Origin of the sequence: Roseovarius gahaiensis, assembly GCF_011601345.1 — a bacterium.
Taxonomy (GTDB): Bacteria; Pseudomonadota; Alphaproteobacteria; order Rhodobacterales; family Rhodobacteraceae; genus Roseovarius; species Roseovarius gahaiensis.
In genome coordinates this window covers 1-21,661 of sequence record NZ_JAAORB010000016.1, presented here as the reverse complement: position 1 = coordinate 21,661, position 21,661 = coordinate 1, and the positions used below count along the sequence as shown (strand labels likewise).

Genomic DNA, 21,661 nt, shown 5'->3' with positions numbered 1-21,661 from the left:
TCTGATGGGCGTCACCGAAGACCTTGCGGATCAACTGGCACTGGATGTGTTGAAATATATCGACGCCACCGGCGACGAGCAGATTGTCTCGGACATGGTCAAGGTTCTTGGCGCGACCTCGCAAACAGCGGAAGAGGCTTTTCTGACGTCGCTTCGCGTGCGCCGCGCCAATGTCAAAGCCCGCCAGATGCTGATGGATCGCGCCAAGGCGTTTCAGGCCAAGGCCGGGCAGGCCCCCAAGGAATGAGCCAAACAGATCGACTTGATGCGCAAATGGCGTTTCTGTCCGAGGCCTGCCGCCTGAAATCCGTAACCCGTGCCAATACCCTATGCGACGGGTCACGCTATGAAAACTCGGCCGAGCATAGCTGGCATGTCGCGTTATACGCCCTGATATTGAGCGAGCACGCCCCGCAAGGCGTGTCGCGCGACCGCGTGATCAAAATGCTATTGCTGCATGATCTGGTCGAGATCGATGCCGGCGACACGCCGCTTTACGCCCAGACCGATCACAGCGCCATTGCCCAAGCAGAAGACGCCGCCGCCACGCGCCTTTTTGGCCTGTTGCCCGCCGACCAGGCCACGGCGCTGCGCGCCCTGTGGGATGGGTTTGAGGCGGCCCAAACACCCGATGCGCGCTTTGCCAAAGCCCTCGACAGGTTTCAGCCGCCCAATCAAAACCTTGCGTCCGGCGGGATCAGCTGGCGCGATCACAACGCAACGTTGGATCAGGTGGAAACCCGCGTCGGCCAGCCGATCACGCGCGGTGCGCCGGTGCTGTGGAATTGGATTTTGCCCAAAATTCGCGAGTGGTTCGCGCGCAACCGCTAAGCCACGAGGCAGGCCGCAAGGCCTGATGAGCCCTCAGCGGCCAATCAATGGCACATGCGGCGCGGCATCCATGGGCAAAAGCGCCGACAGGCGCGGGTCTTCTACTATTTCGATTTCTCGCGCATAGGGCACGAAACCGCTGCGTTGATAAAACGCCAAGGCAGCCGGATGATCCAGCGTGCAGGTGTGAACATGAAACCGAGTGATGCCCTGCGCCCATGCCAACCCGATTGCCCGGTTCATCATCCACCGGCCTGCGCCGCGTCCAACGGCGCTTTCGGTCAACCCGAAATAGGCCAGCTCACAATCGGGGTGGTGGCGAAAATCCAACTCCAGCAGCCCCACATCCTGCCCCGCCTCGCGCACCGCATAAACGTGAACCTGCGCATCGTGTATCACCGTCAACAGCGCGTCGCGGGTCAGCGTCAGGCGGCCAAACCAAAGCCATGGCGCGCCGACCTTGCGAAACAGCCCAAGATACCAATCAGGGTCTGGCGTTGTGATCCGTTCCAACGTCAGCGGCAAATCAGCCTCGGGGCGCTGCGGCGCTTGGGCCTGCATCTCAAGATGCGTCACAACCGAGGCCGTATGCCCCGCCGGAACGCCATGCAAGCCGTCTTCAAGCATTGGCTTTGGCCTTTTTCTTTTCGGCAATCACACGTTCGGCCAGATCGCGGGCAATGGCAAAGGCCCCTTTGATCTTGTCGCTATCCTTACGCCAATCGCGGCGCACGACGATCTTGTTGTCACGCACTTTTGCCAGCCCTTTTTGCGCGCTGATAAATTCGACCAATCCCTGCGGCGAGGCGAATTTGTCGTTGTGAAACTGGATCGTCGCGCCTTTGGGCCCGCCATCCAGCTTGGAAATGCCCGCCTTTTTGCACATCGCCTTGATCCGCACGATCAGCATCAGCGTGTTGACCTCTTTCGGCAATTTGCCGAACCGGTCGATCAATTCGGCGGCAAAGCCTTCCAGCTCAACCTTGGTGCTGAGCCCGCTGAGGCGGCGATACAGGCCAAGGCGCACATCCAGATCGGGCACGTAATCCTCGGGGATCAGCACCGGCACGCCAAGATTGATCTGCGGCGCCCACTGTCCATCGTCATCACTCAGCCCTTGCAGTTCGCCCGCCTTGATCTTGCCAATCGCCTCTTCAAGCATCGACTGGTAAAGTTCATAGCCGACATCGCGCATCTGGCCCGATTGCTCTTCGCCCAGAAGATTGCCAGCCCCGCGAATGTCCAGATCCTGACTGGCCAGCGTGAACCCCGCGCCAAGCGTGTCGAGACTGCCCAGAACCCGCAGACGTTTTTCCGCCGCCGGTGTCAGGCGCACGCGCGGCTTGGTGGTCAGATAGGCGTAGGCCCGTGTCTTGGCGCGCCCCACCCGGCCCCGGATCTGGTAAAGCTGGCTAAGCCCGAACATATCCGCGCGATGCACGATCATCGTGTTCGCCGTAGGAATATCCAGCCCCGACTCGACGATTGTGGTGGCCAGCAGCACATCGTATTTGCCGTCGTAAAAGGCGTTCATCCGGTCGTCCAATTCGCGCGCGGCCATCTGGCCATGCGCGATGACATACGACACCTCGGGCACCTGCTCTTTCAGGAACTCCTCAATCTCGCGCAGATCGCTGACGCGCGGCACCACATAGAAACTTTGCCCGCCGCGATAATGTTCGCGCAACAGCGCCTCGCGCACTGTGACGGTGTCAAACTCTGACACATAAGTGCGGATCGACAACCGGTCGACAGGCGGCGTGCCGATGATCGACAAATCGCGCACGCCCGACAGCGACAGTTGCAGCGTGCGCGGGATCGGCGTGGCGGTCAGCGTCAAAACATGCACATCGCTGCGCAATTGTTTCAGCCGTTCCTTGTGGCCCACGCCAAAGCGTTGCTCTTCGTCGATGATCAGCAGCCCAAGGTTCTTGAACCGCACCGATTTGGCCAACAGTGCATGGGTCCCCACCACGATATCCACCTCGCCTTTGGCCATCCCCTCGCGGGTTTGGTTTGCGTCTTTCTGGGTCACAAAGCGCGACAAGGGCCGCACGTTGATGGGAAAGCCGCGAAGCCGTTCGGCAAAACTTTGGTAATGCTGGCGCGCCAACAGGGTTGTCGGCGCGATCACCGCCACCTGCTGTCCCGACATGGCCGCGACGAAGGCCGCCCGCATCGCGACTTCGGTCTTGCCAAAGCCCACATCACCGCAAATCAGACGGTCCATCGGGCGGCCCGCCTCAAGATCAGCCAGCACATCCTCGATGGCGCGCAGCTGATCGTCTGTTTCGGTATAGGGGAACCGGGCCGAGAATTCCTCCCACGGGTGATGCTCGGGCTCCAGCACCGGGGCCTTGCGCAACTCGCGCTCGGCGGCGATGCGGATCAGCCGGTCGGCCATCTCGCGGATGCGTTCTTTCAGCTTGGCCTTCTTGGCCTGCCACGCGCCGCCGCCCAAACGGTCCAGCAGACCCTCGTCATGGCCATATCGGCTGAGCAGTTCGATATTCTCAACCGGCAGATACAGCTTGGAATTCTCGGCATATTCCAGCAGCAGGCATTCATGCGCCGCGCCTGCCGCGCTGACAACCTCAAGGCCCGTGTAGCGCCCCACCCCGTGATCGACGTGAACCACCAGATCGCCGGGGCTGAGGCTTTGCGCCTCGGTCAGGAAATTATCCGCGCGCCGGCGCTTTTTCGGGGATCGGATCAGCCGGTCGCCCAAGACATCCTGTTCGGCAATCACTGTCAGGCCCGGCGCCTCGAACCCATGCTCCAGCGGCCAGACCGCCAGATGCAGCCCGTGCTTGCCGATCCGGGTGGCGTCGGGCACCGTGGCCGGGCCAATCAAGCCTTCGTCCTCCAAAAGCCCTTCCAGACGTTCGCGCGCCCCGTCGGAATAGCTGGCAACCAAGACCGGGCCATCGGCCATCTTGGCTTGGATGTGGTCCTTCAAAGCGGCAAACAGGTTCAGGGTTTCGCTTTGTCGTTCCGGCGCAAAGTTGCGCCCGATGCGGCCACCGGCATCAATCACCCCCGGTCCGGTCGCCTGTGGCAAGGGGGCAAACTGCAAGATCCGCCGCCCCTGCAAGGCCGCCTCCCATGCAGCATCATCCAGATACAAAAGCTCGGGCGGCACGGGTTTGTAAATCGTCCCCTCGCGGCTTTTTTGCTGCAAGGCATGTTGGCGCGCTTCGTATTGGTCAACGATGGTGTCCCACCGTGACAACCGCGCCGGGGTGACCTGATCATCCAGCGTGATCGTCGCCTCGGGCAGGTAATCGAACAGCGTCTCAAGCCGTTCGTGGAAAAACGGCAGCCAATGTTCAACACCGGCATGTTTGCGCCCGGCGCTGACCGCCTCATAGAGCGGGTCGTCGGTGCCCGCCGCGCCAAAGGCGATGCGGTAATTTTGCCGAAACCGGGTGATCGCGGCCTCGTCCAGAATAACCTCGCTGACCGGGGCCAATTCGATCTGATCCAGTTTTTCCGTCGTGCGCTGTGTGGCCGGATCAAACCTGCGGATGCCATCCAGAACATCGCCAAACAGATCCAGACGCACTGGCCCGGTTTCGCCCGGCGGGTAAATGTCGATGATGCCGCCCCGAACCGCGTAATCGCCCGGCTCCATCACCTTGGGGGCCTGCGAAAACCCCATCCGCACCAGAAACGCCTTCAACGCGTCCTCGTCGATCTGGTAGTTCACCCGCGCCGAGAATGCCGCCTCTTGCAGGGTGTCGCGGGCCGGAATGCGTTGCGTGGCCGCATTCAGCGTGGTCAGCAGCACGAACTGCTTGGGCATCCCGTGCACCAGCCCGGCCAATGTTGCCATGCGCGCCGCCGAGATATCAGCGTTTGGTGACATCCGGTCAAACGGCAGGCAATCCCACCCCGGAAACCGGATCACCGGCATATCCGGCGCGAAAAAGCGCAACGCGTCGGCCATCGCCGCCAGCCGCTTGTCATCGCGCGACACATGGGCCACCGGGCCCGATTGGCGCGCCACCTCATCAAGGATCAGACGTGCGTCAAACCCTTCGGGCGCGCCGCCCACTTTGATATGGTCATATCCGTTCATGCTGTGCCCGATACCCGGACGGCGCACAGGGTGCAACCGCGCCGCGCGTCAGCCGCCCAGAACACCGACATTCATGTTCTGCAACATGCCCCACATCGCGGTGACGAAGATCGAAAGCATGCCGATCACCTGCGTGATCAGCCGGTGGCGGTAGAGCTGTTTGTAAAGGGCTGCATTCTCAAGGCCGCTGTGCCTGATCTTGCGCGCGGTCAGCACCGAGAACACGCCAACAAGGCTCATCGGGAACCCCAGCAAGAACAAAGCTTGCGAAATTTCCTTGCCGTAAACAAAACCTGTCAGCCCCAGAACGGTTAGCGCGAAACAGACAAACCCGGCAATCAGCAGGCCCGACTCGTGAATGATATACAAAATCCGGTTCACATTGATCCGCACCAGATCATGCAGATCGACCACACTTTGGGCATCGGCGCTTTTTTTGCGCGCCCGAATGATCATGTCCCACGGCACACCAAGCACCCAATGGCTGGTCGAAGACCATAAAACCGCAAGCGCAATCCAGAACCAAAGGTTGCTGAAGCTGCGCATGTCGATCAGCTCGAAAATCGTTTCGTACCAGTCCAATACAAATGGCCTTATCTTGCGTTTTGCCTGTCTTAGCGGTGCGGCGCGGCAATTCCTACCCTTGAGAAGACCGAAGTTCCATGCCAATCACGCAATTAAACCGACAGTGAAGGCCCATCATGAAAACCACCCAAGCCGCCTTTCCCACCACCCGTCTGCGCCGTCCGCGCCGGTCCCCCGCCATTCGCGCGTTGGTGGCCGAAAACACCCTGACCCCGGCCGACCTGATCTGGCCGCTGTTTGTGCGCGATGGTGAAGGGATCGAAGAGCCGGTGCCGTCGATGCCGGGCGTGATCCGGCGCAGTGTCGACAAGGTTGTCGAGGCTGCGCAAGAGGCCCATGCCCTTGGCATCCCGGCGATTTGCCTGTTCCCCTATACCGGCAATGCCAACCGCACGTCGGATTGCGCCGAGGCGTGGAACCCTGACAACCTGTCAAACCGGGCCACGCGCGCCGTCAAGGCGGCGGTGCCCGATATCGCGATCATGACCGATGTCGCGCTTGATCCCTATTCCGACACTGGCCATGACGGGTTTGTGGTGGACGGGAAAATCATCAACGATGAAACGGTCGACGCCTTGGTCAAACAGGCGCTCAGCCAAGCCGACGCCGGGGTTGATATCATCGGCCCCTCGGACATGATGGATGGGCGCATCGGTGCGATCCGCGCGGCGCTTGAGGCGGCAGGCCATCACGATGTCATGCTGCTTAGCTATGCCGCCAAATATGCCAGCGCCTTCTATGGCCCGTTCCGGGACGCGGTTGGCGCCAGCGGTGCGTTGAAAGGCGACAAGAAAACCTACCAGATGAATCCGGCCAATACGGACGAGGCGCTGCGCTGCGTGGCGCGTGACCTGTCGGAAGGGGCCGATATGGTGATGGTTAAACCCGGCATGCCCTATCTGGATATCTGCCGCCGGGTGAAAGACGAATTTGCAGCGCCCACGTTTGCTTATCAGGTGTCAGGCGAATACGCGATGATCCAAGCCGCCGCGCAGCAAGGCTGGATAGATGGCGACCGCGCCATGATGGAAAGCCTGATGGCGTTTAAACGCGCCGGGTGTGACGGTGTGCTAAGCTATTTTGCCCCGCTGGCCGCGCGGATGATGAACGGCTCATAGACGTCGCAGGCGGCAAAGCCTTGCGCATAGCCACCAAAGGCGCGTGACACAGCGAAAATCCGCCCGTATACTTGCGGTGACCGGCATAACAAAAAACGCCGGCATTTATGTCAGGCAACGAACAGGCAATACCATGAGCAATATCTCCAGACGCGGCTTCACGCTTGGCGTGCTTGCAGGAACGCCCCTTTTGGCGGCTTGCGGGAACGGTGTTGGCGGCAACAACGCCCAGAAAATCGATGCGCGCGTCGATACCACGTTGAATTACCTTTATAACACCTACCCCAACACACGGGATCTGGCCGGGAAATCCACTGGCATGCTGATCATGCCATTGATGACAGAGGCCGGATTTATGTTTGGCGGCGGGTATGGCCGTGGCGCTTTGCGGATCAACAACAGCACGGTCGATTACTACTCGGCCACCAAGGGCAGTGTCGGATTGCAGATCGGGGCGCAGCAATTTGCGCATGTCCTGTTCTTCATGACCGAAGATGCGCTTAGCCGTTTCCGCCGGTCGTCTGGTTGGGTGGCCGGTGCGGATATCGAATATGTGTTCAGCGACAAGGGCGAGAACCTGCGCGCCGACACCACCACCAGCACAGCACCGGTTGTGGCCGTCATCTTTGGTCAGGCCGGGGCGATGGCGGGCGTGTCGCTTGAAGGCCTTAAATACAACCGCATTATCCCCTGATCTGGGTCGAGGGGGCATTGCCCCCTCACCGTTGACCGTTCGGTTAATGCAAGGTGAATTCGCCCACGATATTGCGCCACTCTCCGGGGCTGATCAGCTTGCGGTGCGTAAAACGGACCGAATGCAAAGGGCCCTCTATTTCCTCCTGCCAGAATTCAACAAAATCGAACAGGCGCGGATGATCGGGCGCGGTATCGTAATCCTGCCAGATGAATGTGTTCAGCACATGTGCATAGTCCGGCATATGATAGAAAAATTCCGCAGTGGTCAGCCCATAGCCGTTCAGCATCATTTCGGTTTCTGACATGGTCATGTTCGATCTCCTGTTGGCCTGTTTTGTTGTTATCTTCAAATCATGCCACAGGAAAATTACTTTACAATAAAAACAGTATGTTAGCAGGCTTATAGGGTGGCTGCCAACGTGCAGTTGTCTGGGCCATTGCACCCAATATCCGGCCTCTGATATAGTTTCAGCCACAGTATATAGCCCTCATATGACAGGACGGGAAATAACGTGAACGACACGCCGCAACCCCCTGAAAACGAAGAACAAACGCCGCCAGAGCGCCCTGCTTACGATGGCCCCAGCATCTCGATCTCGGACGAGATGAAGGCATCGTATCTGGATTACGCCATGTCGGTCATCGTCAGCCGCGCGATCCCCGATCTGCGCGATGGTTTGAAACCGGTTCACCGGCGTATCCTTTATGCGATGCACGAAGCTGGCAACACCCACGACAAGCCTTACCGCAAATCGGCCCGTGCCATTGGTGACGTGATGGGTAAATACCACCCGCACGGCGATAGCGCGATTTACGACGCCTTGGTCCGGATGGCGCAGGATTTCTCGATGTCGCTGCCGCTGCTGGATGGTCAGGGCAATTTCGGGTCAATGGACGGTGACAACCCCGCCGCCATGCGCTACACCGAAGTGCGCATGGACAAGCCCGCACAAGCCCTGCTGGCCGATATCGAAAAAGATACAGTCGATTTTCAGGACAATTACGACGGCAAGGATCTGGAGCCTACGGTTCTGCCCGCGCGCTTCCCCAATATGTTGGTCAATGGCGCAGGTGGCATCGCCGTCGGCATGGCCACCAATATCCCACCCCATAACTTGGGTGAGATTTGCGAGGCCACGCTGGCCCTGATCGACAATCCCGATCTCAGTTCGGAAGAGTTGATCGAGTATGTGCCCGGCCCCGATTTTCCGACCGGTGGTATCATGCTGGGCCGAACCGGCGCACGCAAGGCCTACCTTGAAGGGCGCGGCAGTGTCGTGATCCGCGCCAAGACCCGCGTCGAAGAGATTCGCAAAGATCGCTACGCCATCGTCATCGACGAGATCCCCTATCAGGTGAACAAGGCGGCGATGATCGAAAAAATCGCCGAAATCGTCCGCGAAAAGCGCGTCGATGGCATCGCCCATGTGCAAGACGAATCCGACCGTCACGGCGTGCGCGTCGTGGTCGAGCTGAAGCGCGACGCCACCGCTGAGGTGGTGTTGAACCAATTGTTCCGCTTCACCCCGATGCAAACGCATTTCGGCTGCAACATGCTGGCGCTGAACGGGGGCAAGCCCGAACAACTGACCCTGCGCAGGTTCCTGACCGCCTTCATCGCCTTCCGCGAAGAGGTGGTTGCGCGGCGCACCGCGTTTGAATTGCGCAAGGCCCGCGACCGCAGCCATATCCTGTGCGGTCTGGCCGTCGCGGTCAGCAATGTGGATGAGGTGGTGGCAACCATCCGTGGCTCGGCTGACGCGGCCGAGGCGCGCCAGAAATTGATGACCCGCCGCTGGCCCGCCGGCGATATCCTTGAATATATCGCATTGATCGACGACCCGACCCATAAGGCCAACGAAGACGGCACCTATAACCTGTCTGAAACCCAAGCGCGCGCCATTCTGGAATTGCGCCTGCAACGTCTGACCCAACTGGGCGTCAAGGAAGTTACCGACGAGCTGCAAGAGCTGGCGGCGAAGATCAAGGAGTACCTTGCCATTCTGGCCAGCCGCGAACGGATCATGGGCATCATCGCAACAGAACTGCGCGAGGTGAAAGACCAGTTCGCCGTGCCGCGCCGCACCGAGATTGTGAATTGGTCCGGCGACATGGACGACGAAGACCTGATCGAACGCGAAGACATGGTCGTGACCGTCACCCAAGGCGGCTATATCAAACGCACAGCTCTGGCCGATTTCCGGGCGCAAAAGCGCGGCGGCAAGGGCCTGTCCAGCATGGCCACCAAAGAAGAGGACGTGGTCACGACCCTGTTCGTGGCCAACACCCATACGCAGCTGTTGTTCTTCACCACAGACGGGATGGTTTATAAGCTCAAGACATGGCGCTTGCCGCTTGGCGGGCGCACCTCGAAGGGTAAGGCGATTGTCAATATTCTGCCGATCCCGCAGGGCGTGTCGATCGCGGCCATCATGCCGGTGGACCGCCCCGAGACCGAATGGGACGATCTGCAAATTATCTTTGCCACCACCGCAGGTGATGTCCGGCGCAACGCGCTGTCGGATTTCATCAACGTCAAGCGCAACGGCAAAATCGCCATGGACCTGCCCGACGGGACAGAACTGGTCAATGCGCGGATCTGCAACGAAGACGATGACGTGATGTTGGTCACCGACTCGGGCCGTGCGATCCGCTTTCCCACCACCGAGGTGCGGGTGTTCAAGGGGCGCAAATCCACAGGCGTGCGCGGTATTCGTCTGCAAGGTGACGATCAGGTCGTATCGATGTCCGTCATCAGCCATTTCGAGGCCACATCGGATGAACGCGCCGCCTATCTGAAAATGCGCCGGGCCCTGGCGGGCGCACCGGAAGAAGCCGATGAGGCAGATACCCCCACCGGCGATATTCCGGCCGAGCGGTTTGAAGAAATGCACACCGCGGAAAACCTGATTTTGACGATCAGCGCATATGGCACCGGCAAACTCAGTTCCAGCCATGACTATCCGGTGCGCGGCCGTGGCGGCATGGGCGTGCAGGCCATGGATAAGGCGATGCGCGGCGGGGCCTTGGTGGCGTCGTTCCCGGTCTCGCTTGAGGATCAGATCATGCTGGCCACATCGCGTGGCCAATCCATCCGGGTGCCGATTCAGGGCATTTCCTTCCGCTCGCGCAGTGCTGGTGGGGTCAAAGTATTCAACACCGGTAAAGGCGAAAAAGTGGTCAGCGTCGCGTGGATCGCGGATCAGGGTGAGGAAGCCGCCGATCTTGATGCTGGTGATATCAGCGAAACTGCCGAGACGCCCGCGTCGGACAGCGCGCCGGAATAGCCCCGGCCTGACTGAAACAAACCCGACTTCTACATAAAAAGCGCCCCGCAACCATTTGATTGCGGGGCGCTTTGTTACAAGACGGGCTGTTTAGTTGGACACGTTGTTCAGCGTACTCCCGAAGCCAACAACATTCCCCATCAAACCAAGGATCGTCCGGGCCGCATTGACCGGCGATTCGGTGACAAGCAAGGTATCATTGGGCTGAATATCGAACTGACGCGCGGCAAACAGGCCGTCGGCACTTGTCAGATCAAGGGTAAAGACCACCTGCTGCATGTCGGGCCCTGCCATACCGGGTTTTAGATGTTCGGCCTTGTATTCACGCAAGATAAGCACACCCTTCGGGTTGGCACGGTTGGCCTCTAGCCCCCCCATTGCCGACAGGGCCTCCATCACGCTCATACGTTCTTTTTCGAAATAGATCAGTTGTTGGGTGCCCGCGGCGCCCAAAACGTTAAAGCTGCGCTCATCTTCGACAATGTTGAGATGGTCGCCACCGCGAATCCGGACATTATAGCTGGCGTCAGCCAACAAATCGCGGGCCAGAATATCATAGGTCTGCCCCCCGCGTTGCAAGCGCACCAATGGGTTGCGCAAACCATCCTTGATGCCGCCCGTTTGCGCGATCACGCTCAGAATGCCGGTGTTACGTGATTCCAGCGGAATACGGCCGGGCGTCGCAACCCCGCCCACAACATCGACCGAATTGTTACGGCCTTCTGTCACGGCAAGCTGCACCTGCGCCGAAGAGGCAATCTGTTCCAATCGTTTTTGCAAACGGTCGCGCGCCGCATCCGTGGTCAACCCACGCACGGGCACATGTCCCACATAGGGCATGAAAATTTTACCCGATGACGACACGGTCGTCGGAGGCATTTGCGTAAGCTTCGTGCCTTGTCCGGCCAGCAACGAGTTTTCCTGATTATCCCAGATCACGATCTGCATCGTATCACCGGTTTGGATCACCGAAGAATCGGCACCGCGGCTGTCCTTGAACCAATTATAATGCCCTTTCCACCCGGTCTTGGGCCACTGTGCCAGTGCACTGGCCGCATCACGGGTGACAGGGACCACTTGGAAACTGGGCGCTTCAGCCTGATCCTCACGCAAAACTTCTGATTGAATAGCCGCGCCCCTTGGCAAACTGCACCCTGCGACACTGACCGCTACCGTGGCGCATAACACCAATCGTCCCAAACGTTGCAAACCTGCTCTCCGATACAATCTATTGTCGGTTTCCTACCGCATGTAAACAATGCTAGACAAACAGAATATTTTTCAGCCCCTGAATTCTGTTGCCAAGATGTGCGTATGAAACACCGATTAGCCTGCGATATCCTTGTTACAGGTGCCGGGGGCCGCTTGGCCGGGCGGCTTGGCCCGGTTTGGGGCGCGGGCGACACGGCATTAACCACTGTGACCGTCTCACACGGACATGCCGGTGATATCCGGTGGTCCCCCGGCGACCCGATAGATGTGTTGCCGCGCTGTGACACGATCATCGCCCTGTGGGGCATCACCGCTGGCGATCCCGTGGCTTTGAACGGCAACATCCGTTTGGCTGAGACCGCACACGATCTGGCCCTCCAGCTTGGGGCGCGGCGTGTGCTGCATATGTCGTCCGCTGGAATCTATGGACCGGGCAGCAACATGAGCGAAACCACCGCGCAGCCGCGTCCAGCCACACAGTATGGCCATGCGAAATTGCGCATGGAGCAGCGGGTTGCACGGCTTGCCACGAACAGCCCCGTGGCTCATTGCTGCTTGCGGCTTGCCAATGTCGTCGGGGCCGACAGCCTTGCTGCGGCCCTGACCGGTCAAAACCTTGCGCAACTGGACAGGTTTCCCGATGGCGGCGGCCCGGTGCGCAGCTACATTGCCCCCGGAATGTTGGCACGGGTGTTGGCCGGGCTGGCGGCCCTGCCCCCGGATCGTCTGCCAAGCGTTGTGAATGTGGCCGCACGGCACCCTGTCGCCATGGCCAATTTGCTGCACGCCGCCGGGCGCAAGATATCATGGCGCGATGCCCCGGCCGAGGCGGTGCAAACTGTCACGCTTGATGTCACGCGGCTTTCCTCTGCGCTGCCCGATGTGGCGCTTGATGCCGATGCTGTCGCAATGATCGAAGATCTCAAAAATACGCAAGCGGGGTCATGAGAGTGTCAAAACGCATCACCGATCTGGTTCTGGCACTGGTGCTGGCTTTGGTGCTTTCGCCCATAATTTTGCTGATTACCTTGCTGATTTTGGTTCGTGACGGTCGACCTGTATTTTACCTGTCAGAACGTATGAAAACGCCCGACCAAGCCTTTATCTTATGGAAATTTCGCACGATGACAGTGGCTAACCATGATTCCGGTGTGTCAGGCGGCGACAAGGCGGCACGCGTCACCCGCACCGGGCGCATCTTACGCAAAACCCGTTTCGACGAACTTCCCCAACTGCTCAATATCCTACGTGGCGACATGAGCTTTGTTGGCCCCCGGCCCCCCTTGCGCCACTATGTCGAAAAGCATCCCGCAATTTACGCACAGGTTTTGACGCATCGTCCGGGCGTCACCGGACTGGCCACCCTGCGCTATCACCGCACCGAAGAACGGCTATTGGCAACCTGCCAAACCGCAGAGCAAACCGATCAACTCTATTCACGCCGCTGCGTCCCGGTCAAAGCGCGGCTCGACATGATCTGGGCGGAGAATCAAAGCCTGTGTTTTGACATGAGATTGATTCTTGAAACAGTCGCGCGGATCATCGGCGCATCGGCCAAAAAGCGCTAATCGAACGAACTAAACCTTTTTGCGGGTTGTAAACGATTTCATTTGACCAAAAAATAGGCACTCATTCCCTCGTTGATGATGATTAAGGTTGTGAAGGGAAATATATTCCCCCTACAATGCCTTATAGTTGTTATACATTTACGTATGGTGCGTCACGTCTTCCCCTCATAGGGAAATCTTGTCAGGTCTAGATCGTTTGTTCGGTGTCTGTGCGGAGGTGTAAGTTTGATTTATAAGATGCTGATCTCCCTCAGCCGCCGTGGCAAAAACACACTATTGTTGTGTTTTGACGTTGTGATCACGGCGTTCAGCTTTGTTTTTGCAAAATTTGTCTTGTTTGGCCCTGCCGCGTTCGAGCGTTTGTTGCAATGGCACAGTCTGTTGGAGCTTGGTATCTTGATGCTGTCCGCTGCGGGCATTGTGTTTTTACTAGGCCTGCACCGGATCAAGCTAAATTCTTATCAAGTCGAAGGGTTACGTGACACGGCGCTGACAGCCGTGTTGTTGGTGGCCATGGGAATGATCGCATCGGCGGCCCTTGGCAGCGCCACACCGCCACAGGAATTCGCGGTTGGCGGGATGCTGTTTCTGATCGCCAGTGTCGCCGGGCGGCTCATCATCCGGCAATTGGTTCTGAAACTTTACCGCGACAACCGCGCGCGGCGGCGCATTCTGATTTACGGCGCTGGCCAGACCGGCCAGCAACTTGCCTCGGCGCTCTCGACGGACGACGCATTGGAGGCGGTTGCCTTCGTAGATGACGACCGCCGCCTTCAAGGGCTCACGATTGCCGGGCTGCGCGTGTACTCCTCGAAAGAAATTCCAACCATCGTAGACCGGAAAAAAATTGACCGGATCGTTTTGGCCATGCCAAGCGTCAACCTGTCGACTCAGGCCTCGATCCGGCAACGCCTGCTGCCAGCCGGATGCGAGGTGCATATTCTGCCGTCCTTCTGCGATCTGGTCGGCAATACGCAGCGCCAAGCGTGGGAAACGCGCCCCTTGAACCTGAATACGATCCTTGGTCGCGATCAGTTGGAACATGAGCTTCCGGGCGTCAGCCTCAGTTATTCAGGTGAAAGTATTTTGGTCACCGGCGCCGGGGGCTCCATCGGCTCGGAACTTTGCCATCAGTTGATCACCTGTGCGCCGCGGCGTCTGGTCTTGCTCGACCATAACGAACTTTCCCTCTACACGGTTCACCGCCAATTAAGCGCATTGGACACTGGCGTTGAGATCGTCACGATCCTTGGCTCGGTCTGCGACGAGGCCTTGATTTCCGAAGTGATGCAGCGCCACGGCATCAACATCGTGCTGCATGCCGCGGCGTATAAACACGTGTGCATCGTCGAAGACAACGCGCTTGCCGGTATGCGCAACAATGTTCTGGGAACCAAAACCGTGGCCGAGGCGGCGCGCCGAGCCAATGTTGACCGTTTCATCCTTGTCTCAACCGACAAGGCCGTGCGCCCGAAATCCATGATGGGCGCTTCGAAACGCTTTGCGGAACTCATCGTGCAGGATCTGGCGGCGCGGTCGTCGCATACCCGCTTTTCCATGGTTCGCTTTGGCAATGTTCTGGGATCATCTGGATCGGTCATGCCGTTGTTTGAAGAACAGATTGCCAATGGCGGTCCTGTCACCCTGACCCATAGCGATGTGACCCGCTATTTCATGACCATCCCCGAGGCCGTCCGCTTGGTATTGCTGGCAGGTTCTTTTACGTATGGCGGTGATGTCTTCGTTCTGGACATGGGTCGTCCGGTGCCGGTGCGTGATCTGGCCCGGCGTATGATCGAACAAGCGGGCCTGTGCGTGCGCGATGCGGCGAATCCGAATGGCGACATCGAGATTCAAGTCACCGGCCTGCGACCCGGCGAAAAGCTCCACGAGGAATTGTTGATCGGCTCAGGCAATTTGTTGTCGACGCCACATCCCAAGATCATGCGCGCTCAGGAATACGGCTTGTCAGAACTGGAAACGGCCAAGGCCCTTTCAAACCTGCGCAAATCCCTTGAGACCCGGGATATGACACTGCTGGAAGACACCCTGAAAACTTGGATCGAGATGCCGCCGAAAAAGCCCGCTGCTCGCTTGGTGGTGGCTGAGTAGGCGCCAGCCACCAAAGGCGTTGCATGCTTGCAGGTTCAGCCCGCGTAAAGCGCGCCGAATTTGTTCTCAAGATAGCTCAGTAGCGGCTCCGCATCGGGCGCTTGCCCGTCACACGCCCGTGTTATCACCTCTTGAGGCGCGAAGAGCCCGCCGTGGCGCTGCACCTTGTCGGCCAGCCACCCTGTTGCCGGACCCGGATCACCCTGTGCAAGCGCGTCATCCAGATCTGGCAGGTCGCGCCGCAACGCCGTGTGCAAGCAACCCGCGTAAAGGTTTCCAAGCGCGTAGGTCGGGAAATACCCAAACAGCCCCACAGACCAATGCACATACTGCAAAACACCATTGGCCGGACGATCCACGGCATAGCCGAAATCAGCGGCAAAGCGATCATTCCAAGCCGCTTCAAGATCTTGCACCTGCAAGTCACCCGCCATCAGCGCGCGTTCCAGATCAAACCGCAGCATGATATGCAGGTTGTATTGCACCTCGTCCGCTTCGGTGCGGATAAAGCCCCGATGCACCCGGTTCACCGCCGCATAAAAGGTATCCGGCCCGTCGACGCCGAGATCACCGAACCGGTCGCGCATCTGCTGATACAGAAACCCACAAAAGGCGCGGCTACGGCCCAGCTGGTTTTCGTAGATCCGGCTTTGGCTTTCATGCACCCCCATGGACACACCCTGCCCCACCGGGGTCAGGTGATAGGCTTGATCAATCGCTTGCTCGTAACAGGCATGGCCCACTTCGTGAATCGTGGAATAAAGACAGTTAAACGGATCATTGGCGACCGTCCGCGTGGTGATCCGCACATCATCGCCCGATCCCGAACTGAACGGATGCACAGCCTTGTCAATCCGGCCCCGGCCCAGATCATAGCCAAACCGTTCTGCCAACTCACGCGACAAGGCCATTTGCGCGACCTCGTCGAAGTCGCCTGTCAAAGCGGGCGGCTGAGGGCCGGCAAGCGCATGTTCGCGCAGCGCCACCAGACGCGGGCGCATCTGGCTGAACATCTCTTGGATCTGCGCGGCGCTGGCGCCCGGCTCGTAGTCATCCAGCAAGGCGTCATACAGACTGCGCCCTGTTCCATCGGCCAGTGCGACAGCCTCTTGTCGTTTGAGCTCAACAACCTCGGACAGCACCGGCGCAAACAGCGCCATATCATCGGTCGCGCGCGCTTGCGCCCAGACACCCTGCGCCCGGCTGGTCAGGCGGGCCAATGCGGCGGCCAGATCGCCGGGCACCTTGATTGCGCGTTCATAGTCACGCCGAATGAGTCTCAATTGCGCGTGGCCTGCGGTGTCGGGGGCTTCAGCCTCGGCCAGCCACTCACCAACCTTTGAGTCGGTCCGCCGCGCATGCAAGACAGCCTCCATCGCGCCCATTTCCTCGGCACGTTGCCCGGCTGCGCCGCGCGGCATCATGGTTTCTTGATCCCAGCCAAGACGGCCCGCCACTTGCGCCAGTGCCTGGGTCTCACGCGACCATGCCATCAGACGGTCAAAGGCGGTCATGGCTTATCCCCGCACCGATTGGGCCACGGGATAAAGGCTTTGGAACCGGGCGCGCAGGATCAGCACCCACAGTACAACCGCCAGCACCTGATGCACGATCGCCACCTCCCAAGCGGCAATATACAGCACCGTGACAATGCCCAAAACCACCTGCGCACAGAGCGCGATAAAGGCTGCCGTAAACGCCGCACGGGTGGCCACATAGGCGCTGCGCCGCCCCTTAAGCCAGACCATTACACCATATGCCAACAGAGCATAGCCCACCATGCGGTGAATGAATTGCACCAGACCGGGGTTTTCAAAGAAGTTGCGCCAGCCCATTTCCGCGATCCAGAAATCTGGCGGCAGCAAACCGCCCGCCATCAGCGGCCAGTCGGTATAGCTGCGCCCGGCGTCGATCCCGGCCACCAAAGCCCCGATCAGAATTTGCAAAAATGCAAAATGCATCCAGCCCGTGGACAGGCCAAATAGCTTTGCCTCTTTCCCGCGCCGAGCCTGCATCAGATCACGCTCTTCACGACCCAACAGCATGGTGTACCACGCAATGAACCCAAGGATGACAAAGGCCAGCCCCAGATGCGTGGCCAAGCGGTAGCTGGCGACATCCAACATCTCGCCCTCAAGGCCCGAACTGACCATCCACCAGCCGATCGCGCCCTGCGCGCCACCCAGAACACCCAGCAAAAACAGCCGCCCGGTCCAGCCCGCAGGGATCTTGCGCGCGGCCAAAAAGCCAAAGAAACCAACCGCCCAGACAAGGCCGATCACCCGGCCCAATTGCCGATGGCCCCATTCCCACCAATAGATCACCTTGAACTCAGACAGGCTCATGCCCTTATTCTGCAACTGATATTCAGGGATTTGCCGGTACTTGTCGAATTCCACCTGCCAATCCGCCGCGCTCATGGGCGGCAAGGCGCCGGTCAGGGGTTTCCACTCGGTGATCGACAGGCCGCTATCTGTCAGGCGCGTCAGGCCGCCCACGGCGATCATCACGACCACCAAGGCAAACAGCAGCATCAACCAAACACGGATCGCGCCGCGCGCGCCACGGCGCCCGGCATCAATCATACCACCTTTGGGCACCTCACGGCGCGGTTGCGCCTCGGTCACGTCCTCGAAAATGCTGCGCTTGTTCGTCATGCCTGTTTCCTTGACTGCTCTGCGCTGAAGAGTAGTGCGCGCCCCTGCCTGCTTCAAGCGCGGTCAACGGCCGCGCTCTTTCCAGCGGACCATCTGCCGCAGCACACCGTGCAGCATCTGCACATCGGCGCGTGTCAACGGCATGCGGCTCCACATGTTGCGCAGGTTGGTGCGCATGCCTTCGGCTTTGTGCTCGGGGAAGAAGAATCCCGCCTGCGTCAGGCGCTCATCATAGTGCTCGGCCAGTTTCTCAATCTCGATCTGTTCGGCCCAATCCGCGCGCGCCATATCGACACGTTCATCCACGATATTGCCCTGCGCGCGCCGCCATTCATAACCCGTCAGCAACACGCATTGGGCCAAATTCAAACTGGGAAATTCGGGATTGACCGGCACGTTGATGATCGCATTGGCGCGCGCGACATCGTCGTTTTCAAGCCCTGCCCGTTCAGGGCCAAACAGCACGGCCACTTTTTGCCCCTCGGCGATCCGGCTGGCGGCCTCTTGCATGGCGCGTTCGGGGCTGAACACCGGTTTGGTCAGCCCGCGCGCCCGTGCTGTGGTGGCCATGACAAAATGGCAATCGGCCACCGCCTCGGGCAGGCTATCGACCAGCCGCGCCTCGTCCAGCAAGCGGCCCGCACCACTGGCCATGGCCACCGCCTTGGGGTTGGGCCAGCCGTCACGCGGGGCCACAACGCACATGCGGTCCAGTCCGAAGTTCCACATCGCGCGCGCCGCCGCGCCGATGTTTTCCCCCATTTGTGGGCGCACCAGAACGAAAGAGGGCTGTGGGGTATCGGTGGGCATGGCATCCTCGGGTAAAGTGGTTGCCTGCCTCATATGACAGCGGCGCGACACTGAAAAGCCCCGCCGCGCCTTTTACTCGGCGGCCGGGCGCTCGGCCTCTTCGGCGTCGATCTCGGCGGCGCGTTTTTCAACCTGTTCGACGATATGCTCGATCATTTCGGCATTGGACATTTTGTGGCTGGCCTTACCGGCCAGATACACCATGCCACTGCCCGCACCGCCGCCGGTAAAGCCGACATCGGTCATCAAGGCCTCACCGGGGCCATTGACCACGCAGCCGATGATGCTCAGGCTCATCGGGGTTTTGATATGCTCCAGCCGTTCTTCCAAAGCTTCGACCGTCTTGATCACGTCAAACCCCTGTCGCGCGCAGGAGGGGCAGGAAATGATATTCACGCCGCGATGGCGCAGGCCAAGCGACTTGAGGATTTCATACCCAACCTTGACCTCTTCCACCGGATCGGCGCTGAGGCTGACGCGGATCGTGTCGCCGATGCCCATCCACAGCAGGTTGCCCAACCCGATGGCAGATTTGATCGTGCCAGTTGTCAGCCCCCCGGCCTCGGTGATGCCAAGGTGAATGGGGGCGTCTGTCTGCTCGGCCAGCATCTGGTAGGCGGCGGTCGCCATGAAAACATCCGACGCTTTGCAGCTAATCTTGAACTCGTGAAAATCGTTATCTTGCAAGGCTTTGATATGATCCAATCCGCTTTCGACCATGGCGTCGGGCGTGGGTTCGCCGTATTTGTCCAGCAGATGCTTTTCCAAGCTACCGGCGTTCACGCCGATCCGCATCGAACAGCCGTGATCGCGCGCCGCTTTGATCACCTCGCGCACACGTTCGGGGCTGCCGATATTACCGGGGTTTATGCGCAGGCACGCGGCCCCGGCTTCGGCGGCTTCGATCCCGCGGCGGTAGTGGAAATGAATATCGGCCACGATGGGCACCGGGCTTTCGCGCACGATTTCTTTCAGCGCGCGGGCCGAATCCTCGTCGGGGACCGACACGCGCACGATATCCGCCCCTGCATCCGCAGCGGCCTGCACTTGCGCGATTGTGCCGGGGATATCGGTTGTCATTGTGTTGGTCATGGTTTGCACGGTGATCGGCGCATCGCCCCCAACGGGAACATTGCCCACCATGATCTGGCGGCTTTTGCGGCGTTCGATATTGCGCCATGGACGGATCGGATTAAGCGACATCGCTTGCCCCCAAGGACTGTATGAAATGGACTGTGTCAAGGCGCAAGATAGGGCGCGAGCGCACGCAGTGCAATCGCGGCGCGACGGTTAGTCCTGCGGCGTGCGGTCCCCGGTCTCAAGTTCGGCGACATAGCGCAGCAAATCTTCGTCTTGCTGGATATCGGCCACGTCGTAAGCCGTGCTTAGGCCCTCGGCCTCAAGCGCCAAGTCTGATGTGACCGAGCCGCGCGCACCAGCCGGTCCGTAATGCTTGCCATTGACCGCAAAATAAATCGCACCGGATTCGCCGACGCGCATTGTCGGCGGCTCTTGGGTTTGTGGCACGTCATACGTATCGCCTGCGTTCATGATCCCTTCGAAGATCACGCTGCCATCGGTGGCCTTTACCCGCACCCAAGACGGGCGCACAGCGACAACGCGCAATCCCGGTAACGGGTCTTCCACGACTTGCGGGCTTGGCAGGTTTTGCGGCTTGTCCGCGACTTCAACCGTACTTGAACGATCTGCCCGCGGCAGATCAGGGCGTAATGTGCCCATTTGTGACGGATCCAGCGTGGAAATCGGTGCGTCCCGCGCCACCATGACAGGCACGTCCAACGCATCGGGACGATACAGGCGGTCCAGCCGGTCATCCACCACTGGCGATGCGAACCCTCCGGCCAAGTCACGGTCTTCATCCGACCCCTGCCCCGCATCGTTCAGCGGGTCCAGATCGGCCAGAACGTCGGGGGTGTTTTCAACCGGGGCAAATTGCACACGCTGAACTTCGTTCAAAACGCTCCATCCGCCATAGCCAAGCGCGGCGATCAAAGCCACCAAGACCAGAACCGAGCCAACGGCGCCGGGTTCAATCCGCGATAGCATGCTTTCTTTGGCCGGGGCAAAGGGCGTATTGGGCGAGACCAGAGGATCAACCGGTCGCGCAGATCGTTTTTGTGCCGCCGGTTGCGGCTTGCGCACCGACGACGCCTCGGCAGACATCCCGTGGGCTGTGGAAAATCCGCTTTCCGCGCAGAACGCGGCAAAGGCTTTGTCGGGGTCCATATTCAGATATCGGGCATACGAGCGCACGTAGCCGGGTATAAAACCCGGAGTGTCAAAAGCACTGGGATCGGCGTTTTCAATCGCCGCCACATAAGACGCCTTGATGCGAAGTTCTCGCTCAACGTCCAGAAGGGATTTTCCGAGTGTCGCGCGCTCTCCGCGCATCAAATCGCCGAGGCGCAAGTCAAAATCGTCAAAGCCTCGCGGCTCTGGTTCTTGATCTTCAGCCTTGCGCGTAAACTTGCGCCCGATCATGCGGCCTGCCCCTTGCACCTATTACACGCTTTCGCCTGACTCGATTCGACAGCATGTCCGTTGTTTTCCTAATCTTAACACAAGGCAAGGCGTTTTACAGCTAACCGAATATTATCCTGTCATTTCGACGCGATTCAGCGCGCAGTGGCTCCATAATTCATCCATCGCGCCAATCAGCGCATCCATTTCCTTGGGGCCATGC

General features: G+C 59.5%; 18 protein-coding genes. 8 read left to right on the top strand and 10 right to left on the bottom strand.

The window, feature by feature from the left end:
- The first annotated feature begins 4 nt into the window (after positions 1-4).
- Positions 5-247, top strand: a complete 243-nt coding sequence (locus HAT86_RS09570) for a hypothetical protein (RefSeq protein WP_167196443.1) — start codon at positions 5-7, stop codon at positions 245-247.
- On the top strand, positions 244-831 hold the full coding sequence (locus HAT86_RS09565; RefSeq protein ID WP_167196440.1) for an HD domain-containing protein: 588 nt from the start codon (positions 244-246) through the stop codon (positions 829-831). The genes HAT86_RS09570 and HAT86_RS09565 overlap by 4 nt, the downstream gene beginning before the upstream one ends.
- Positions 832-864: 33 nt before the next feature.
- Here HAT86_RS09565 and HAT86_RS09560 read toward each other — a convergent pair whose 3' ends face one another.
- From HAT86_RS09560 to HAT86_RS09550, 3 genes are read right to left on the bottom strand one after another with little or no spacing between them, the layout of a single operon-like run.
- Positions 865-1,458 carry a GNAT family N-acetyltransferase gene (locus tag HAT86_RS09560; RefSeq protein WP_167196437.1) on the bottom strand — a complete coding sequence of 198 codons (594 nt, stop codon included), beginning with the start codon at positions 1,456-1,458 and terminating at the stop codon, positions 865-867.
- Positions 1,451-4,912 carry a transcription-repair coupling factor gene (mfd, locus tag HAT86_RS09555; protein ID WP_167196434.1) on the bottom strand — a complete coding sequence of 1,154 codons (3,462 nt, stop codon included), beginning with the start codon at positions 4,910-4,912 and terminating at the stop codon, positions 1,451-1,453. Before mfd ends, HAT86_RS09560 begins: the two co-directional genes overlap by 8 nt.
- Positions 4,913-4,960: 48 nt before the next feature.
- The gene (locus tag HAT86_RS09550; protein ID WP_167196431.1) at positions 4,961-5,494 is read right to left on the bottom strand and encodes a component of SufBCD complex; all 534 of its coding nucleotides are present in this window, start codon (positions 5,492-5,494) and stop codon (positions 4,961-4,963) included.
- A 119-nt stretch (positions 5,495-5,613) separates the two neighbouring features.
- Here HAT86_RS09550 and hemB point away from each other — a divergent pair, with 119 nt between their 5' ends.
- Both hemB and HAT86_RS09540 read left to right on the top strand, forming a co-directional pair.
- Positions 5,614-6,615 carry a porphobilinogen synthase gene (hemB, locus tag HAT86_RS09545; RefSeq protein WP_167196428.1) on the top strand — a complete coding sequence of 334 codons (1,002 nt, stop codon included), beginning with the start codon at positions 5,614-5,616 and terminating at the stop codon, positions 6,613-6,615.
- Between the two features lie 133 nt (positions 6,616-6,748).
- Complete coding sequence (locus tag HAT86_RS09540; RefSeq protein WP_167196425.1) at positions 6,749-7,309, top strand: lipid-binding SYLF domain-containing protein; 561 nt, start codon at positions 6,749-6,751, stop codon at positions 7,307-7,309.
- Between the two features lie 43 nt (positions 7,310-7,352).
- Here HAT86_RS09540 and HAT86_RS09535 read toward each other — a convergent pair whose 3' ends face one another.
- Entirely contained in the window at positions 7,353-7,622 is a 270-nt protein-coding gene (locus HAT86_RS09535; RefSeq protein WP_167196422.1) for an usg protein, read from the bottom strand.
- Between the two features lie 201 nt (positions 7,623-7,823).
- Between HAT86_RS09535 and gyrA the strand changes: the two genes are divergently transcribed.
- Positions 7,824-10,598, top strand: a complete 2,775-nt coding sequence (gene gyrA, locus HAT86_RS09530) for a DNA gyrase subunit A (RefSeq protein WP_167196419.1) — start codon at positions 7,824-7,826, stop codon at positions 10,596-10,598.
- Between the two features lie 90 nt (positions 10,599-10,688).
- Here the strand turns inward: gyrA and HAT86_RS09525 are convergent, their stop codons facing one another.
- Positions 10,689-11,711: a polysaccharide biosynthesis/export family protein gene (locus tag HAT86_RS09525; protein WP_231125870.1), complete on the bottom strand. Its 1,023-nt coding sequence runs from the start codon at positions 11,709-11,711 to the stop codon at positions 10,689-10,691.
- A gap of 201 nt (positions 11,712-11,912) precedes the next feature.
- On the opposite strand from HAT86_RS09525, the gene HAT86_RS09520 reads away from it, so the two are divergent.
- From HAT86_RS09520 to HAT86_RS09510, 3 genes are all read left to right on the top strand, one after another.
- A complete protein-coding gene (locus tag HAT86_RS09520) occupies positions 11,913-12,758 on the top strand; it encodes an NAD-dependent epimerase/dehydratase family protein (protein WP_167196416.1) in 846 nt (281 codons plus the stop codon).
- Entirely contained in the window at positions 12,755-13,378 is a 624-nt protein-coding gene (locus tag HAT86_RS09515) for a sugar transferase (RefSeq protein ID WP_167196413.1), read from the top strand. Before HAT86_RS09520 ends, HAT86_RS09515 begins: the two co-directional genes overlap by 4 nt.
- A 237-nt stretch (positions 13,379-13,615) precedes the next feature.
- Positions 13,616-15,490 (top strand): polysaccharide biosynthesis protein, encoded by a 1,875-nt coding sequence (locus HAT86_RS09510; RefSeq protein WP_167196510.1) that lies wholly within the window; start codon positions 13,616-13,618, stop codon positions 15,488-15,490.
- 35 nt (positions 15,491-15,525) lie between these two features.
- Here the strand turns inward: HAT86_RS09510 and HAT86_RS09505 are convergent, their stop codons facing one another.
- The 5 genes from HAT86_RS09505 to HAT86_RS09485 all read right to left on the bottom strand — a co-directional run bounded on the left by HAT86_RS09505 (position 15,526) and on the right by HAT86_RS09485 (position 21,459).
- Complete coding sequence (locus HAT86_RS09505) at positions 15,526-17,004, bottom strand: carboxypeptidase M32 (protein ID WP_167196410.1); 1,479 nt, start codon at positions 17,002-17,004, stop codon at positions 15,526-15,528.
- Positions 17,005-17,007: 3 nt separating this feature from the next.
- Positions 17,008-18,147 (bottom strand): heme A synthase, encoded by a 1,140-nt coding sequence (gene ctaA, locus HAT86_RS09500; RefSeq protein ID WP_167196407.1) that lies wholly within the window; start codon positions 18,145-18,147, stop codon positions 17,008-17,010.
- Between the two features lie 63 nt (positions 18,148-18,210).
- Positions 18,211-18,957: an RNA methyltransferase gene (locus HAT86_RS09495; RefSeq protein WP_167196507.1), complete on the bottom strand. Its 747-nt coding sequence runs from the start codon at positions 18,955-18,957 to the stop codon at positions 18,211-18,213.
- Between the two features lie 72 nt (positions 18,958-19,029).
- The gene (gene ispG / locus HAT86_RS09490) at positions 19,030-20,160 is read right to left on the bottom strand and encodes a flavodoxin-dependent (E)-4-hydroxy-3-methylbut-2-enyl-diphosphate synthase (RefSeq protein ID WP_167196404.1); all 1,131 of its coding nucleotides are present in this window, start codon (positions 20,158-20,160) and stop codon (positions 19,030-19,032) included.
- An 87-nt stretch (positions 20,161-20,247) separates the two neighbouring features.
- A complete protein-coding gene (locus HAT86_RS09485) occupies positions 20,248-21,459 on the bottom strand; it encodes a helix-turn-helix domain-containing protein (protein ID WP_167196401.1) in 1,212 nt (403 codons plus the stop codon).
- Positions 21,460-21,661 lie beyond the last annotated feature (202 nt).

What these genes read in the sequence shown, in the direction of transcription:
- HAT86_RS09570 (WP_167196443.1), top strand. Translation starts at nt 5, where the DNA reads ATGGGCGTCACCGAAGACCTTGCGGATCAACTGGCACTGGATGTGTTG.
- HAT86_RS09565 (WP_167196440.1), top strand. Translation starts at nt 244, where the DNA reads ATGAGCCAAACAGATCGACTTGATGCGCAAATGGCGTTTCTGTCCGAG.
- HAT86_RS09560 (WP_167196437.1), bottom strand. Translation starts at nt 1,458, where the DNA reads ATGCTTGAAGACGGCTTGCATGGCGTTCCGGCGGGGCATACGGCCTCG.
- mfd (WP_167196434.1), bottom strand. Translation starts at nt 4,912, where the DNA reads ATGAACGGATATGACCATATCAAAGTGGGCGGCGCGCCCGAAGGGTTT.
- hemB (WP_167196428.1), top strand. Translation starts at nt 5,614, where the DNA reads ATGAAAACCACCCAAGCCGCCTTTCCCACCACCCGTCTGCGCCGTCCG.
- HAT86_RS09540 (WP_167196425.1), top strand. Translation starts at nt 6,749, where the DNA reads ATGAGCAATATCTCCAGACGCGGCTTCACGCTTGGCGTGCTTGCAGGA.
- HAT86_RS09535 (WP_167196422.1), bottom strand. Translation starts at nt 7,622, where the DNA reads ATGACCATGTCAGAAACCGAAATGATGCTGAACGGCTATGGGCTGACC.
- HAT86_RS09520 (WP_167196416.1), top strand. Translation starts at nt 11,913, where the DNA reads ATGAAACACCGATTAGCCTGCGATATCCTTGTTACAGGTGCCGGGGGC.
- HAT86_RS09515 (WP_167196413.1), top strand. Translation starts at nt 12,755, where the DNA reads ATGAGAGTGTCAAAACGCATCACCGATCTGGTTCTGGCACTGGTGCTG.
- HAT86_RS09510 (WP_167196510.1), top strand. Translation starts at nt 13,616, where the DNA reads ATGCTGATCTCCCTCAGCCGCCGTGGCAAAAACACACTATTGTTGTGT.
- HAT86_RS09505 (WP_167196410.1), bottom strand. Translation starts at nt 17,004, where the DNA reads ATGACCGCCTTTGACCGTCTGATGGCATGGTCGCGTGAGACCCAGGCA.
- ctaA (WP_167196407.1), bottom strand. Translation starts at nt 18,147, where the DNA reads ATGACGAACAAGCGCAGCATTTTCGAGGACGTGACCGAGGCGCAACCG.
- HAT86_RS09495 (WP_167196507.1), bottom strand. Translation starts at nt 18,957, where the DNA reads ATGCCCACCGATACCCCACAGCCCTCTTTCGTTCTGGTGCGCCCACAA.
- ispG (WP_167196404.1), bottom strand. Translation starts at nt 20,160, where the DNA reads ATGTCGCTTAATCCGATCCGTCCATGGCGCAATATCGAACGCCGCAAA.
- HAT86_RS09485 (WP_167196401.1), bottom strand. Translation starts at nt 21,459, where the DNA reads ATGATCGGGCGCAAGTTTACGCGCAAGGCTGAAGATCAAGAACCAGAG.